The organism is Microbacterium sp. CBA3102, from assembly GCF_007954505.1.
Classification (GTDB): Bacteria; Actinomycetota; Actinomycetes; order Actinomycetales; family Microbacteriaceae; genus Microbacterium; species Microbacterium aurugineum.
The window spans coordinates 1,381,093-1,394,818 of the sequence record NZ_CP042412.1 but is presented as its reverse complement, the minus strand read 5'-3'; the positions used below and the strand labels follow the sequence as shown (position 1 = coordinate 1,394,818).

14 protein-coding genes are annotated in these 13,726 nt (G+C 68.8%); 4 read left to right on the top strand and 10 right to left on the bottom strand.

Annotated elements, in window-relative coordinates:
• Positions 1-75 precede the first annotated feature (75 nt).
• Positions 76-363: a metal-sensitive transcriptional regulator gene (locus FGL91_RS06695; protein ID WP_047524869.1), complete on the top strand. Its 288-nt coding sequence runs from the start codon at positions 76-78 to the stop codon at positions 361-363.
• A 17-nt stretch (positions 364-380) separates the two neighbouring features.
• Here the strand turns inward: FGL91_RS06695 and FGL91_RS06690 are convergent, their stop codons facing one another.
• The 4 genes from FGL91_RS06690 to fdxA are packed head-to-tail and all read right to left on the bottom strand — an operon-like array spanning position 381 to position 3,210.
• Positions 381-1,010, bottom strand: coding sequence for a superoxide dismutase (locus tag FGL91_RS06690; protein ID WP_131492051.1), 630 nt, complete (start codon positions 1,008-1,010; stop codon positions 381-383).
• 12 nt (positions 1,011-1,022) lie between these two features.
• Positions 1,023-1,532, bottom strand: coding sequence for a flavin reductase family protein (locus tag FGL91_RS06685; RefSeq protein WP_131492050.1), 510 nt, complete (start codon positions 1,530-1,532; stop codon positions 1,023-1,025).
• Positions 1,529-2,887 carry an FAD-dependent oxidoreductase gene (locus FGL91_RS06680; protein ID WP_153243424.1) on the bottom strand — a complete coding sequence of 453 codons (1,359 nt, stop codon included), beginning with the start codon at positions 2,885-2,887 and terminating at the stop codon, positions 1,529-1,531. Before FGL91_RS06680 ends, FGL91_RS06685 begins: the two co-directional genes overlap by 4 nt.
• Complete coding sequence (gene fdxA / locus FGL91_RS06675; protein WP_047524864.1) at positions 2,884-3,210, bottom strand: ferredoxin; 327 nt, start codon at positions 3,208-3,210, stop codon at positions 2,884-2,886. The genes FGL91_RS06680 and fdxA overlap by 4 nt, the downstream gene beginning before the upstream one ends.
• 76 nt (positions 3,211-3,286) lie before the next feature.
• Here fdxA and soxR point away from each other — a divergent pair, with 76 nt between their 5' ends.
• Positions 3,287-3,736 (top strand): redox-sensitive transcriptional activator SoxR, encoded by a 450-nt coding sequence (gene soxR / locus FGL91_RS06670; protein WP_047524863.1) that lies wholly within the window; start codon positions 3,287-3,289, stop codon positions 3,734-3,736.
• 154 nt (positions 3,737-3,890) lie between these two features.
• Here the strand turns inward: soxR and FGL91_RS06665 are convergent, their stop codons facing one another.
• The 6 genes from FGL91_RS06665 to FGL91_RS06640 form a co-directional block, all read right to left on the bottom strand.
• Positions 3,891-6,137: a glycoside hydrolase family 3 N-terminal domain-containing protein gene (locus FGL91_RS06665; protein WP_194239332.1), complete on the bottom strand. Its 2,247-nt coding sequence runs from the start codon at positions 6,135-6,137 to the stop codon at positions 3,891-3,893.
• A complete protein-coding gene (locus tag FGL91_RS06660; RefSeq protein WP_194239331.1) occupies positions 6,137-7,228 on the bottom strand; it encodes an ABC transporter permease in 1,092 nt (363 codons plus the stop codon). The genes FGL91_RS06665 and FGL91_RS06660 overlap by 1 nt, the downstream gene beginning before the upstream one ends.
• A 1-nt stretch (position 7,229) precedes the next feature.
• The gene (locus FGL91_RS06655; protein WP_153243423.1) at positions 7,230-8,315 is read right to left on the bottom strand and encodes an ABC transporter permease; all 1,086 of its coding nucleotides are present in this window, start codon (positions 8,313-8,315) and stop codon (positions 7,230-7,232) included.
• Positions 8,312-9,112, bottom strand: coding sequence for an ABC transporter ATP-binding protein (locus FGL91_RS06650; RefSeq protein ID WP_153243422.1), 801 nt, complete (start codon positions 9,110-9,112; stop codon positions 8,312-8,314). The genes FGL91_RS06655 and FGL91_RS06650 overlap by 4 nt, the downstream gene beginning before the upstream one ends.
• Complete coding sequence (locus FGL91_RS06645) at positions 9,109-9,933, bottom strand: ABC transporter ATP-binding protein (RefSeq protein WP_131492045.1); 825 nt, start codon at positions 9,931-9,933, stop codon at positions 9,109-9,111. The genes FGL91_RS06650 and FGL91_RS06645 overlap by 4 nt, the downstream gene beginning before the upstream one ends.
• A gap of 66 nt (positions 9,934-9,999) precedes the next feature.
• A complete protein-coding gene (locus tag FGL91_RS06640) occupies positions 10,000-11,667 on the bottom strand; it encodes an ABC transporter substrate-binding protein (protein ID WP_131492044.1) in 1,668 nt (555 codons plus the stop codon).
• A gap of 155 nt (positions 11,668-11,822) precedes the next feature.
• Between FGL91_RS06640 and FGL91_RS06635 the strand changes: the two genes are divergently transcribed.
• Both FGL91_RS06635 and FGL91_RS06630 read left to right on the top strand, forming a co-directional pair.
• Positions 11,823-12,476, top strand: coding sequence for a TetR/AcrR family transcriptional regulator (locus FGL91_RS06635; RefSeq protein WP_131492043.1), 654 nt, complete (start codon positions 11,823-11,825; stop codon positions 12,474-12,476).
• A gap of 31 nt (positions 12,477-12,507) precedes the next feature.
• Positions 12,508-13,722, top strand: a complete 1,215-nt coding sequence (locus tag FGL91_RS06630; protein ID WP_153243421.1) for an amidohydrolase — start codon at positions 12,508-12,510, stop codon at positions 13,720-13,722.
• Positions 13,723-13,726 lie beyond the last annotated feature (4 nt).

The following is a 13,726-nucleotide window of genomic DNA, read 5'->3' as shown; positions in this document are numbered from 1 at the left end:
CCGTGGGTATCTTTAGGGTTCAGCATACCCCAGGGGGTATAGTGGCAAGTCCAGCCGACACTCAGGGAGCGACCGATGTCATCCGCAGATGCCGAGACCCAGCGCAAGATCGCCAACCGCCTCAAGCGCGCCCAAGGACAGCTCGGCGCCGTGATCGCCGCCGTCGAACGCGGGAGCGACTGCCGCGCGGTCGTCACCCAGCTCGCCGCCGTCACCTCGGCGCTCGACAAGGCCGGATTCCAGATCATCGCCTCCGCCATGCAGGACTGCCTGACCGACCCGGCATCGGAGACGGATTCGGCCACCGACACCGATGGGGTGTCGATGGCCGAACTGGAGAAGCTCTTCCTCTCCCTCGCGTGAACCGCGGCTGACGACGGTCAGCGTGGGACGACGAGGCCCGCGGTCGCGGTGCGGGCGGCTTCGAAGCGGCGCTGCACGTCGGGCCAGTTCACGAGGTTCCAGAACGCCTTCACGTAGTCCGCGCGCACGTTGAGGTAGTCGAGGTAGTAGGCGTGCTCCCACACGTCGAGCTGCAGCAGCGGGGTCACACCGAGCGGCGCGTTGCCCTGCTGGTCGAACAGCTGGAAGATGACCGGACGCGCACCCACGCTGTCCCACGCGAGCACCGCCCATCCCGAGCCCTGCACCCCGAGTGCCGTCGCGGTGAAGTGCGCGCGGAACGCGTCGATCGACCCGAACGCATCCACGAGCGCCGCCTCCAGCTCGCCTTCCGGAGCGCCGCCGCCCTCGGGCGACATGTTCTGCCAGAACACCGAGTGGTTGATGTGGCCGCCGAGGTTGAACGCGAGGTCCTTCTCGAGCTTGTTCACGTTCGCGAGGTCACCCGCGTCGCGGGCGGCGGCGAGCTGCTCAAGGGCGGTGTTCGCACCCGTGACATACGCCTGGTGGTGCTTGGAGTGGTGCAGCTCCATGATCTTGCCCGAGATGTGCGGCTCGAGCGCTGCGTAGTCGTAGGGCAGCTCGGGGAGCGTGTAGAGAGCGGACATGGCGTCTTCCTTTCAGTGGTGGGGGTCGTGCGGGAGGGCGTGGAAGCGACGGTCGAGGTATACGAGCGGACGCCCCTGCGGTCCGGCGATGACGTCGAGCACCTCGGCGATCACCACCGTCGACGAGCCCACGGCCACGGTCTGCAACGCACGGCAGCGCAGGGCGGCGCGCGCGGAGGCGAGGTACGGTTCTCCGGTGTCGAGCTCCGACCAGCCCTGTTCCGCGGTGAAGCGTTCGGAGCCGCTGACGGCGAAGCTCTGCGCGAGGGCGGAGTGCTCGTCGTCGATGAGATGCACGACGAAGGTGTCCGCACCGAGGATCGCCCCCGCCGACCCCGTCGCCCTGGTGACCGAGAACACGATCGCCGCAGGGTCGACGGCCACCGAGGCGACGCTCGACGCCGTGAGGCCGACCGGACCGGTCGGCGTGGACGCCGTGATGATCGCGACGCCCGCGGGGTGCGTACGGAAAGCGTCCTTGAGCCGGTCGCCGACCGGTGTGGGTATGGGTGTCGCGGTCATCGTCCGGCCTCCGTCATCTGCTCCTGCTTCGCATGCCTCAGCATCTCCTCGCGCTCGACGAGTTTGGTCCGCTCGCGCCCGCGGTCGGCTCCGGCGCTGCGCTCCGCCGCGTCGATGCGCAGCCACCCGTCGAGGTCGACGGCGTGCCCGAGGTGGGCGATCGGGTCCTCCCCGCGCACGACCTCCTCGGCAGCCTCGAGATCCTCGACGAGATGCCGCACGGTCTGCGCGGCATCCGATTTCGTCGAGCCGATGAGCCCGACCGGTCCGCGCTTGATCCACCCCGTCGCGTACAGCCGCGGGATCGGCACGCCGGCTGCGTCCAGGACGCGCCCCTCGGCGTGCGGCACGACCCCGAGCTCGTCGGCGAAGGGCACCCCGGCCACGGGCGTCGAGCGGTAGCCCACAGCGCGGTAGACCGCCCCGACTTCATACCGCCGCAGTTCGCCGGTGCCCACCATGCGGCCCAGCTCATCCGACGCGGTCCGCTCCATCTCGATGCCGGCGACTCGTCCGGTGCCCAGCAGACGGACGGGTCGCTGCCGCAGGTGCAGATGGATGCGGCGAGCGGCGGTGCGGCCGGCCGGATCGAGCGCGGCCCACTCGGTCAGGGTGCGCACGATGATGCGGCGCTGCGAGAACTGCGCGATCATCCGCTCGGCATGCGCGTCGAGTGCGAGTTCGTCCGGATCGACGATCACATCGACGTCATCCTGCTCGGCGAGCTCGCGCAGCTCCAGCGGAGAGAAGCGCACGTCGGCCGGCCCCCGACGCGCGAACAGGTGCACATCCCGCAGGGGGCTGGCGCCGAGCTGGTCGAGCACGGCATCCGGGGTGTCGGTGTGCGTCAGCGCGGAGGCGTGCGTGGCGAGGATCCGCGTCACGTCGAGCGCGACGTTGCCCGCACCGAGCACCGCGACCGACTCGGCGGCGAGCGGCCAGGTGCGCGGGGCATCGGGGTGCCCGTCGTACCACGCGACGAAGTCCGCGGCACCGAAAGAGCCGGGAAGGTCGATACCGGGGATGTCGAGGCGGACGTCGAGGTCGGCCCCCGTCGCCACGATCACCCCGTCGTATGCCGCACGCAGCTCATCGATCCCGATGTCACCCCCGACGTCGACGTTGCAGCGCAGGCGGATGCGCGGATGGACGAGCACCTCGTGCAGCGCATCCGTGATCTTGCGGATCCGCGGGTGATCGGGGGCGACCCCGTAGCGCACGAGACCGTACGGTGCCGGGAGCTTCTCGAAGAGGTCGATCGACGCGGTCGGCACACGATCGAGCAGGATGTCGGCGGCGTAGATGCCCGCGGGGCCCGCTCCGACGATGGCGATCCGGGGTTCGGCGACCGTCATGCGTGTTCCCCTTGGGGAGCCAGCGCGGCGATGACCGGGTGGTCGAACGCGAGCATGCCCGTCTTCGCGGCGCCCCCGGGGGAGCCGATCTCGTCGAAGAACTCGACGTTGGCCTTGTAGTAGTCCTGCCACTCCTCGGGGAGATCGTCTTCGTAGAAGATCGCCTCGACCGGGCACACCGGCTCGCAGGCACCGCAGTCGACGCATTCGTCCGGATGGATGTAGAGCGAGCGCTCACCCTCGTAGATGCAGTCGACGGGACACTCGTCGATGCAGGCCTTGTCCTTCACATCGACGCACGGCAGGGCGATGACATAGGTCATCGGGGGGTCTTCTCTCGGGTCACGCTGTCCACCGTAAAACCTCAAGTACACTTGAGGTCAAATCGAGGAGGCCCGGATGAGCCCGCACGCACCCGACGAACCGCTGACGATCGGCGAGATGACCCGACGCACCGGAGTCGCCGCGTCCGCCCTGCACTTCTACGAGACGCTCGGGCTCATCGCGTCCACCCGCACCCCCGGCAACCAGCGCCGCTACGCCCGGCACATGCTGCGCCGCGTCTCCCTGATCACGGTCGCCAAGCGCCTCGGCATCCCGCTGTCCGACGTGCAGGCGGCCTTCGCCGACGTGCCGCTGACCGAGACCCCGAGCCACGCCGACTGGCAGCGGGCATCCCGACGTTGGAAGCGCGAACTCGAGAAGCGCCGCGAGGGCATCGAGCGCCTCGAACGCGAGCTCACCGGATGCATCGGCTGCGGCTGCCTGTCGATGAAGGCCTGCGGTCTGCTCAACCCCGACGACGCGCTCGGCACCCAGGGCTCAGGCCCCCGCCGCCTGGACGCCTAGCCCCCACGCCCCCTCCTCTCTCCAGGTCGAGACCCCCGCTGGTCGTCGACACCCCCGTGCACAGACGTCTGTGGGAGGGGGTGCGGACGACCAGCGGGGGTCTCGGCAGGAACCAGGAACCAGGAACCAGGAACCAGGAACCAGGGACCGGGAACTACACGACCTCGAAGTCCGCGGCGAGGAGCACGTCGTCGCGCGAGCTGGGGCCGACCAACAGCTCGAACGCGCCGGCCTCGACCAGACGCGTGCCCGCGGCATCCACGATCGTGCAGTCGGCGACCGGCAACTCCACACGCACGCGCGCGGACTCCCCGGGCGCGAGCTCGACCTGACGGTAGGCCTTGAGCTCCTTGTCGGTCCAACTCACGCTGGTCACCGCATCGCGCACGTACACCTGCACGGTCTCGCGCACCGGCCGCGTGCCCGTGTTCGCCACCGTGACCCGGCCGACGATCGTGTCCGTCTCCTCCAGCGAGGTCGCCTCGAGCTCCAGGTCGGAGTACTCGACGGTCGTGTACGACAGTCCCTCACCGAACGCCCACGTCGGTGACTGCGTGAGGTCGGCGTACCGGTCGCCGTGCTGTCCGCGGATCTGGTTGTAGTACGTCGGCTGCTGGCCCACGTGCCGGGCGAACGAGATGGGCAGGCGGCCCGACGGCTCGACCGCTCCGGAGATGATCTCGGCGAGCGCACGCCCGCCCTGCATGCCAGGGTTCGCCGCCCAGATCACGGCGGCAGCCTTCGACGCGGATGCCGGGAGCACGAGCGGCTTGGAGGCCAGCAGCACCACGACGACGGGCTTCCCCGTCGCGATGAGCGCATCGATCAAGGCGTTCTGCCCGCCGATGAGCTCCAGCATCGCGGTGGAACGACCCTCGCCGACGAGCTCGATCCGGTCCCCGACCACGGCCACGACGACGTCCGCATCGGCTGCCGCGGCGACGGCCTCGGCGATCAGCTCGGCATCCGGGGCGCACGGCTGCACGACCGGTGGACGCGGCTGCTTGTCGGGGAAGAACGGTCCCTGCGGGTCTTCCTGCAGGGTGAGGATGTCCGCGCCCCGGGCGTGTGTGACCGTCCAGCCGTCGACCGCGCGCAGTCCGTCGAGCACGGTCGTGATCATCTCGCGGGGCTGACCGTCGAGCCACCCGGCTTGCCCCGATCCCCCGGCCCAGTCGCCGAGCTGCGTCTGCGCGTCGTCCGCCAGAGGACCGACCACGGCCACCCGCACCGGGGCGGCGGCGTCGAGCGGCAGGAGGCCGTCGTTCTCGAGCAGCACGATCGACCGGCGTGCCGTCTCCAGGTTCAGCTCCGCGTGCGCGGCGCTGCCGACCACCTCGTCGAGCCCCGCACCGGGGAGGCGCGGGTTCTCGAACAGGCCGAGCTCGAACTTGAGGGTGAGGATGCGCGCGGCGGCCGCATCGAACGCGTCCTCCGGGAGCATGCCCGCAGCGACGGCGTCCAGGGCACCTTCGTAGAACCCCGGCGTGGTCATGATCATGTCGTTTCCGGCCCGCACGGCCGCGGCGGCCGCATGCGTGATGTCGGGCTGGATCCGCTGCTCCCACACCATCCGTCCGACGTTGTCCCAGTCCGTGATGAGGGTGCCGGTGTACCCCCACTCCCCGCGCAGGACGTCGCTGAGCAGCCAGTCATTGGTGGTGATCGGCACCCCGTCGGTGGTCTGGTAGCCGAGCATGAAGGTGCGGCAGCCCTCGCGGGCGACGCGCTCGAACGGCGGCAGGAACCAGGAGCGGAGCTTGCGCCGCGAGATGTCGGCCTCGCTGGCATCGCGTCCGCCCTGGGTCTCGGAGTATCCGGCGAAGTGCTTGGCCGTCGCGAGGATCGCCGTGGGGTCGTCGAGCCCCTCCCCCTGGTATCCGCGCACCATCGCGGAGGCGAGTTCCCCGATCAGGAACGGATCCTCACCGAAGGTCTCGCTGATGCGGCCCCACCGCAGGTCGCGGGCGATGCACAGCACCGGCGAGAACGTCCAGTGGATGCCGGTGATCGCGACCTCCTCGGCCGTCGCACGGGCCACGCGTTCGAGCAGATCGGGGTCCCACGTCGCGGCCATGCCGAGCTGAGTGGGATAGATCGTCGCCCCGGGCCAGAACGAGTGCCCGTGGATGCAGTCCTCGCCCACCAGCAGCGGGATGCGGAGGCGGGTCTGCGCCGTGAGCTGGTTCGCGCGCAGGATCCGCTCGGGCGAGGTGTGCAGGATCGAGCCCGCGTGGCGGCGTGCGACGTGATCGTCGAGGTCGTCGCGGGCGTCGAGCTGCAGCATCTGCCCGACCTTCTCCTCGAGCGTCATACGGCCGAGGAGGTCGGCCACACGTTCGGGGATCGAGAGCGCGGGGTCCTGGTACGGGAGCTGGGTGGTCAGAGTCTGAGAGGTCATCACGGGGTGTTCCGGGTCGAAGTCGGCGAGGGATCGGAGTTCTTCTGCGGCAGGGGCACGCTGCGGACGGCCGTGACGGCGTCGTTCACGTTCAGCCCCTTCTTCTTCATGGCCCTGGCCCGCTCGCCCGCCGAACGCAGGCGCGGGTTGACGTACTCGTCGATGCCGAAGTTGATGAGCGAGAGGGCGACGCCGATGATGGCGATGCAGAGTCCGGCCGGCACGTACCACCACCACAGGCGCGGGAAGGCGCCGTTCTGCTGGGCCCAGAACAGGACGGTCCCCCAGTTCAGGTTGCTCACCGGGATCACCCCGATGAAGGCCAGCGTGGTGAGACCGAGGATCGCGGCGGTCACGGTGCCGACGAAGCTCGAAGCGATCAGGGCCATGAGGTTGGGCAGCATCTCGACCGTGATGATCCGGCGCAGAGGCTCGCCGTTGGCGCGGGCGGCCTGGATGAAGTCACGGTTGCGCAGCGACATCGTCTGGGCACGGAGCACGCGCGCACCCCATGCCCAGCCCGTGATGCCGAGCACGGCGGCGATCACGATCAGCGGCGGGTTGTCGAACTGCGAGGCGATGATGATGATGAGCGGGATACCCGGGATCACCAGGAACACGTTGGTCAGCGCCGACAGCGATTCGCTCTTCCAGCCGCGCACATAGCCGGCGATCACCCCGATCGTGATCGCGATGATCGTGGCGATGAAGGCTGCGAGGAAGCCGACGACGATGACGCCGCGCGTGCCGTAGATGATCTGGCTCAGCACGTCCTCGCCCATGTGCGTCGTCCCCAGCCAGTGCTCCCACGAAGGAGGCTGCCGGAGCGCCGTGCGATCCTTCTGAGTCGGTCCGTACGGGGCGATCCACGGAGCGAGGATCGCGACGAGCACGAACACACCGAGGATGATCAGCCCGGCGATCGACTTGGGGTTGCGGAACATCGCGAACGCCTGACCCAGCTGCGACCAGAAGGTCTTGCGTGGCGGTGCGTCGGCCGGCGGCGTGCGCAGCGTGGCGGTCTCGGGCATGCCGGAGACGACGGCCGACCCGTCGGGCGCGGTGCTCTCGGTGGTGGTGGGAACGGTCATGTCAGGACTCCATCTGGCGGGTGCGCGGATCGAGGTAGGCGTAGACGACATCCGCGAGGATGTTGGCCACGAGCACCGACAGGGTGATCACGAGGAACACGCCCTGCATGAGGGCGAAGTCCTTGGCGTTGGTCGCATCGAGCAGGAGCTTGCCCACGCCCGGATAGCTGAAGACCATCTCCATCACGATCGTGCCGCCGACGATGAAGCCGATCGACAGCGCGAAGCTCTGGATCTGCGGCAGCACCGCGTTGCGGGCGGCATAGCCCCACAGCACGCGCTTGTTGGGCATGCCCTTGGCCTGGGCCACCGTGATGTAGTCATCGTCGAGCACGGTCAGCATCATGTTGCGCATGCCGAGCACCCATCCGCCGAGCGAGGCGACCACGATCGTCAGGGCGGGCAGTGTGCCGTGCATGATGACCTGACCGATGAAGTCGAAGCTCCACTCCGGGGATTGCCCCTTGTCGTAGGCGTGCGAGGAGGGGAACCACTTCAGGGTCGACGAGAAGATCGCGATCGCGATGAGCCCGAGCCAGAAGTAGGGGATCGTGTTGAAGAAGGTCGTCACGGGGATGATCGCGTCGAGCCTGCTGCCGCGCTTCCATCCGACGACGGCACCGGCGATCGTGCCGATCGTGAAGGAGATGATCGTCGCGATGCCGACCAGGCCCAGCGTCCACGGCAGTGCCGACGCGAGCACCTCGGCGACCGGCCTCAGCCCGTGCAGCGTCGAGATGCCGAGGTCGCCGCGCAGCAGCATCCCCCAGTACTCGATGTACTGCTGCCAGATCGACTTGTCGGTGTCGATGCCGAGCAGGATGCGTAGCGCTTCCTCGGCCTCCGGGCTCACGCTGCGGTTGCGCGCGAGGTAGGAGCTGACCGCGTCGCCCTTCATGAGGCGCGGCAGGAAGAAGTTGATCGTGATGGCCGCCCAGAGCGTGAACAGGTAGAAACCGGCACGCCCGGCGAAGAAGCGCCACGGGATCTTCCGGCGTCCGCGTTCCGCGACGGTCGCCGTGGTGCCGACCTCGAGAGCGTCGCGGGACGCGAGCTCGTCGTCGAGCCGGGGCAGAGCGGCGCTCACAGCGCACCTCCCATCGAGGTCGCGAAGTGCTTGTCCGGGTCGGGCGACGCGGCGCGCAGCTCCCGCGTGTACGGATCCTGCGGGTTGAGGATCACCTCGTCAGCGGCGCCGTACTCCACGACCCGGCCCTGATTGAGGACCATGATCTCGTCGCTGAAGTGACGGGCGGTGGCGAGGTCATGGGTGATGTAGAGCACGCCGAGCCCCTCCTCACGTTGCAGGTCGGCGAGCAGGTTCAGCACACCGAGGCGGATCGAGACGTCGAGCATCGACACGGGCTCGTCGGCGACGAGGAGCGAAGGGCGAGACGCGAGGGCACGGGCGATGGCCACCCGCTGTCGCTGTCCGCCGGAGAGCTCGTGCGGACGCCGGTCGATCACGGTGTCCGGGTCGAGCCGGACCCTGTTGAGCAGACGGCGCACCTCGGCCTCGGTCTCCCCCTTGGGCACCACGTCATCGAGGCGGATCGGCCGCTCCAGGTGGTAACGGATCGAGTGGTACGGGTTGAGGGAGGCGAACGGGTCCTGGAACACCATGCGCAACTGCTGCCGGTACTTCCGCAGCCCCTTGCCGCGGCGCGGGATCGGCACGCCATCGAGCAGCACCTGTCCACTGGTCGGGGTCTCGAGCTGGGTGAGGATCTTCGCGATCGTGGACTTGCCGCTGCCGGACTGACCGACCAGGCCGATCGTCTGCCCGGAGGTCAGCGTGAAGCTCACATCGTCGAGCGCTTTGAGCTGGCCGGCACCGCGGACGTTGTACGTCTTCGTGATGTTCCGGAATTCGAGGGTGGTCATCGCACCAGCACCCCTCTCTCCCCGGTCAACCGGGGGAACGACGACAGCAGTGTCTTCGTGTAGTCGTGCTCGGGCCGCGTCCAGATGCGCTCGGCGGTGGCGAGCTCGATGATCTCGCCCTCCCGCATGATCGCGATCCGGTCGCTGATCTCCAGGAGGAGGGGGAGGTCGTGGGTGATGAAGATCACCGAGAAGCCGAACTCGTGCCGCAGCTGCGAGATCTGCGTGAGGATCTCGCGCTGCACCAGCACATCGAGGGCGGTGGTCGGCTCGTCCATGACCATCAGCTGCGGGCGCAGCGCGAGGGCCATCGCGATCATGACGCGCTGGCGCATGCCGCCGGAGAGCTCATGGGGGAAGGAGCGGATGCGCTGGCGCCCGACCTTGACGATCTCGAGCAGTTCCTCGGCCTCGGCATGCCGCTGCCGGCGGTTCATGTCGGGGCGATGGATCTCGAAGACGTCCTCCAGCTGCGAGCCGATCGTCGCGACCGGGTTCAGGGCGTTCATCGCGCCCTGGAACACCATCGAGACCTTGTCCCAACGGAACCGCTGCATCGCGTCCACGTCGAGCGCGTCGATGTCGATGTCGACGCCGGTCGCATCGTGGAAGGTCACACTGCCGCCGGTGATCACGGCCGGCGCACGCAACAGGCGCTGGACTCCGTAGGCGAGTGTGGTCTTGCCGCACCCGCTCTCACCGGCGAGACCGAGGATCTCGCCGCGCTGCAGTTCGAGGTTCACGTTCTTCACCGCCTCGACGGGCGGATCGACGTCGTACACGACCGAGAAGTCGCGCACGCTGAGGAGAGGGTCTGGCATGGTGATGTCTTTCGTCGGCGGAGAAGGGGAGCCCGGGGTCGTCCACCCGGGCTCCCCACCCGGTGCTTACTCGGCGGGCTTCAGCTTCGTGAGGATCTGCACGATGTTCTGCTGCGTCGGGTCGGCCGACGCGTACGGGTCCTCCTCCGAGGGCCATCCGACGTAGTTGCGGGTGTTGAACTCGCCCAGCAGCGGGTGCGCCCCCAGCGGGATGGCCGGCACCTGCTCAGCGAAGATCGTCTGCAACGTGTCGAGTGCCGCGGTGCGCTCCTCATCCGACGACGCGTTCGCGTAGGAGTTCAGGGCTGCCGTCGCCTCCGGGTCGTCGAAGCGACCGAAGTTGAAGCCGGCCTTGCCGTCCGAGATCCAGCGCGGGTCCATGGTCGAGGTGTAGAGGCCGTAGGCGGTCCCGCTGTCCTCGAGCCAGTGGATGATCGCGGAGAACGTGCCGTTGTCGCGAGGATCGGCCCAGCCGCCCCAGTCGGGCATGTCGATCTTGACCTCGGCGCCGATGGCCTCGGTGACGTCTTCGGCGATGAGCTCCTGCGCGGTGTTCCAGTCGCTCCAGCCCGAGGGGACCGACAGCGTGAACGACACGGGGGCACCGTCGGGGTCGATCAGCGCGTCGTCCTTCCAGGTGTAGCCGGCGGTCTCGAGCAGGTCGCGGGCCTTCTCTGCATCGACCGAGTAGTCCACGTCCGTGAACTCGGGCTGGATCTCGTCTTCGAGGATCGACGAGAGCCCGGTCACCGACCACACGGCCTCGCTGGCACCCTCGCGGGCGATGTCGACGTAGGCGTCGCGGTCGATCACCCAGGCGAGCGCCTGGCGGAAGGCCGGGTCGTCGAACGGCTTCTGCTGCAGGTTCATGAACAGCGTCGCCGAACCGGTGGTGGGAGCGGCCCAGAACTTGTTGTGCTCGGGGTCGACCGACAGGAACTGCTCCTCGATCTGCGGGATGAACGCCTGCGCCCAGTCGGCGTCGCCGTTGGCGAGAGCGGTGGTCAGCGCCGTGTTGTCGCCGTAGGAGACGTAGTGCAGCTCGGGAACGGCCAGATCGCCGCCCCAGTAGTCGTCGCGGGCGTCGAGGGTGACCGATTCGGTCGACCAGTTCGAGAGGACGTAGGGTCCGGTACCCACCAGGTCGTCGCCCTTGACGGGGTCGGTGGCCGGGTCGTCGAGGTTCTCCCAGATGTGCTTCGGCACGATCGGCACGTGCAGGGCGCGGGCCTGGTTGACGTACTTCGAGGCGGCGAAGGTCAGCACGACCTTGTCGCCGTCGACGGCAGCGCTGTCGAGCTGGAGGCCCGCGGTGTCGAGGGCGGGGGTGGAGGCGAGCTCGTAGGAGTAGACGATGTCGTCGGCGGTGAAGGGCTCGCCGTCGCTCCAGGTGACGTCGGCACGGGGAACGACCGTGAGCTGCGTGTAGTCGTCGTTCCATTCCAGACTCTCGGCGAGCCACGGGGTGACCCCGCGGTCGCCGGTCTGGTTCACGAGGGCGAGGGTCTCGAAGATCACCTTGCCGTAGCCGTACTTCGAGGCGGACGAGTCGCCGACGTAGGGGTTGTTCGATTCGGTGGTGATCGCGCCGTCGGGCTTCGCGATCGTGAGCGAGGCGGAACCGGCACCGCTGCCGGACTCGTCGCCCCCTCCTCCTGCGGAGCATCCGGCGAGGGCCGAGATACCGAGGGCGGTGATCGCGGTCGCCGCGATCAGAGATTTCCTGAGCTTCATTGCTTCTCCTTGGGCACGGTCTTTGTGCTGCGGCACCGGCGGAGGCTGCTGCGCCGGTCTGGTGTGATTCGCTTACTGTCGAGAAAGTAAGTTTCAGTGAGGTTACCGAGTAGTAAGTTGGATCGCAAGCACGGCTCGGCAATGGAGGAACGGCGATGGCAGACAGCGACCAGACGGTGCGCGTGCGCCCGGCGACGCTCGCGAAACGCGAGCAGATCCTCAAGGCGGCCATCGAGATCTTCGGGAACAAGGGATCGACGAACGGCACACTGGCCGACGTCGCGGAACAGGTCGGCATCACGCACGCCGGCGTGCTCCACCACTTCGGGTCGAAGCAGAAGCTGCTGCTCGAGGTGCTCGCCTACCGCGATCAGGACGACGTGGCGGGGCTCGCGCAGAAGCACATCCCCGGCGGACCGGAGCTGTTCCTGCACCTCGTGCGCACCGCGTTCACGAATGCGAAGCGCCCCGGCATCGTGCAGGCGTACACGGTGCTCTCCGCGGAATCCGTGACCGATGACCATCCGTCGCGCCCGTTCTTCGAAGAGCGCTACACGACGCTTCGCCGCGAGGTGACGGACGCCTTCCACGAGCTGTGCGCCCAGGAGGGCGTGAGCGATCCGCGCCGCATCGCCGACGCGGCCGCCGCGATCCTGGCCGTGATGGACGGCCTGCAGTTGCAGTGGCTCCTGCATCCGGAGGTCGTGGAGCTCGGCGAGACGAGCGAGTTCGCGATCCGCGCCATCGTCAACGCCGTGCTGCATCCCGGGCCGGAGCTGGAGACCTACGCGCACGACACGGACGGCTGACGGCCCCGACACGCCCGACTAGGCTCGGGCCATGACGATCGACCTCGAAGCGCTCTACATCGACCTGCACCAGCACCCCGAGCTCTCGTTCCAGGAGACGCGCACCGCGGGCATCGCCGCCCGGCATCTGCGCGATCTCGGCCTCGAGGTGGAGGAGGGCGTCGGGGTCACCGGGGTCGTGGGCCTTCTCCGCAACGGCGATGGCCCCGTGGTGTGGGTGCGCGCCGACATGGACGCGCTCCCGGTCGACGAGCAGACCGGCCTCTCGTATGCGAGCACCGCGAAGGGCGTCGACCCCGCGGGCACCACCGTCCCCGTCATGCACGCCTGTGGCCACGACATGCACGTCACCGCCATGATCGGCGCCGTGGAGAGGCTCGTCGCGGAGCGCTCCGACTGGTCGGGAACCCTCGTCGTACTGATCCAGCCCGCCGAGGAGTACGGGGCCGGGGCGCGCGCCATGCTCGACGACGGCATCCTGGACCGCTACCCCCGTCCCGACATCGTGCTCGGCCAGCACGTGACCCCACTCCCCGCGGGCATCGTCGGGGTGCGCAGCGGGACGCAGATGGCCGCCTCCGACGGGCTCACCGTGACCCTGCACGGCCGCGGCGGACACGGCTCGCGCCCGCACGCCACGATCGACCCGGTGGTGATGGCTGCGGCGACCGTGATGCGCCTGCAGACCATCGCCTCGCGCGAGATCGATCCGCAGGGCGTCGCGGTCGTGACCGTCGGCTCGATCCACGCCGGGCTCAAGAACAACATCATCCCGGCCGAGGCGAAGCTCGAGCTCAGCCTGCGCTACCCGAACGAGGAAGCACGCGAGAAGGTGCTCGCGAGCGTGGAGCGCATCGTGCGGGCCGAAGCCACCGCATCCGGGGCCGAGCGTGAGCCGGAGATCCGCACCGACCACACCCTGCCCGCCACGATCAACGATGAGGATGCCACGGCCCGCGTCACGACCGCGATCCAGCGGGCCCTCGGCGAGGCGTCCGTCATCGACCCCGGCATGTTCACCGGCAGCGAGGACGTGTCTTGGTTCGCGCGCGACGCCGGCGTGCCGCTCGTGTTCTGGTTCTGGGGCGGCGTCGACCCCGCGCGGTTCGCCGAGGCGGTCGCCGCGGGTCGACTCGAGCAGGACATCCCGACGAACCACTCGCCGTTCTTCGCGCCCGAGATCCACCCGACGATCGAGGTCGGCGTGACCGCCCTGTCGGCCGCGGCCCGGGAGTTCCTGGACTGAGGCG

What these genes read in the sequence shown, in the direction of transcription:
- FGL91_RS06695 (WP_047524869.1), top strand. Translation starts at nt 76, where the DNA reads ATGTCATCCGCAGATGCCGAGACCCAGCGCAAGATCGCCAACCGCCTC.
- FGL91_RS06690 (WP_131492051.1), bottom strand. Translation starts at nt 1,010, where the DNA reads ATGTCCGCTCTCTACACGCTCCCCGAGCTGCCCTACGACTACGCAGCG.
- FGL91_RS06685 (WP_131492050.1), bottom strand. Translation starts at nt 1,532, where the DNA reads ATGACCGCGACACCCATACCCACACCGGTCGGCGACCGGCTCAAGGAC.
- FGL91_RS06680 (WP_153243424.1), bottom strand. Translation starts at nt 2,887, where the DNA reads ATGACGGTCGCCGAACCCCGGATCGCCATCGTCGGAGCGGGCCCCGCG.
- fdxA (WP_047524864.1), bottom strand. Translation starts at nt 3,210, where the DNA reads ATGACCTATGTCATCGCCCTGCCGTGCGTCGATGTGAAGGACAAGGCC.
- soxR (WP_047524863.1), top strand. Translation starts at nt 3,287, where the DNA reads ATGAGCCCGCACGCACCCGACGAACCGCTGACGATCGGCGAGATGACC.
- FGL91_RS06665 (WP_194239332.1), bottom strand. Translation starts at nt 6,137, where the DNA reads ATGACCTCTCAGACTCTGACCACCCAGCTCCCGTACCAGGACCCCGCG.
- FGL91_RS06660 (WP_194239331.1), bottom strand. Translation starts at nt 7,228, where the DNA reads ATGACCGTTCCCACCACCACCGAGAGCACCGCGCCCGACGGGTCGGCC.
- FGL91_RS06650 (WP_153243422.1), bottom strand. Translation starts at nt 9,112, where the DNA reads ATGACCACCCTCGAATTCCGGAACATCACGAAGACGTACAACGTCCGC.
- FGL91_RS06645 (WP_131492045.1), bottom strand. Translation starts at nt 9,933, where the DNA reads ATGCCAGACCCTCTCCTCAGCGTGCGCGACTTCTCGGTCGTGTACGAC.
- FGL91_RS06640 (WP_131492044.1), bottom strand. Translation starts at nt 11,667, where the DNA reads ATGAAGCTCAGGAAATCTCTGATCGCGGCGACCGCGATCACCGCCCTC.
- FGL91_RS06635 (WP_131492043.1), top strand. Translation starts at nt 11,823, where the DNA reads ATGGCAGACAGCGACCAGACGGTGCGCGTGCGCCCGGCGACGCTCGCG.
- FGL91_RS06630 (WP_153243421.1), top strand. Translation starts at nt 12,508, where the DNA reads ATGACGATCGACCTCGAAGCGCTCTACATCGACCTGCACCAGCACCCC.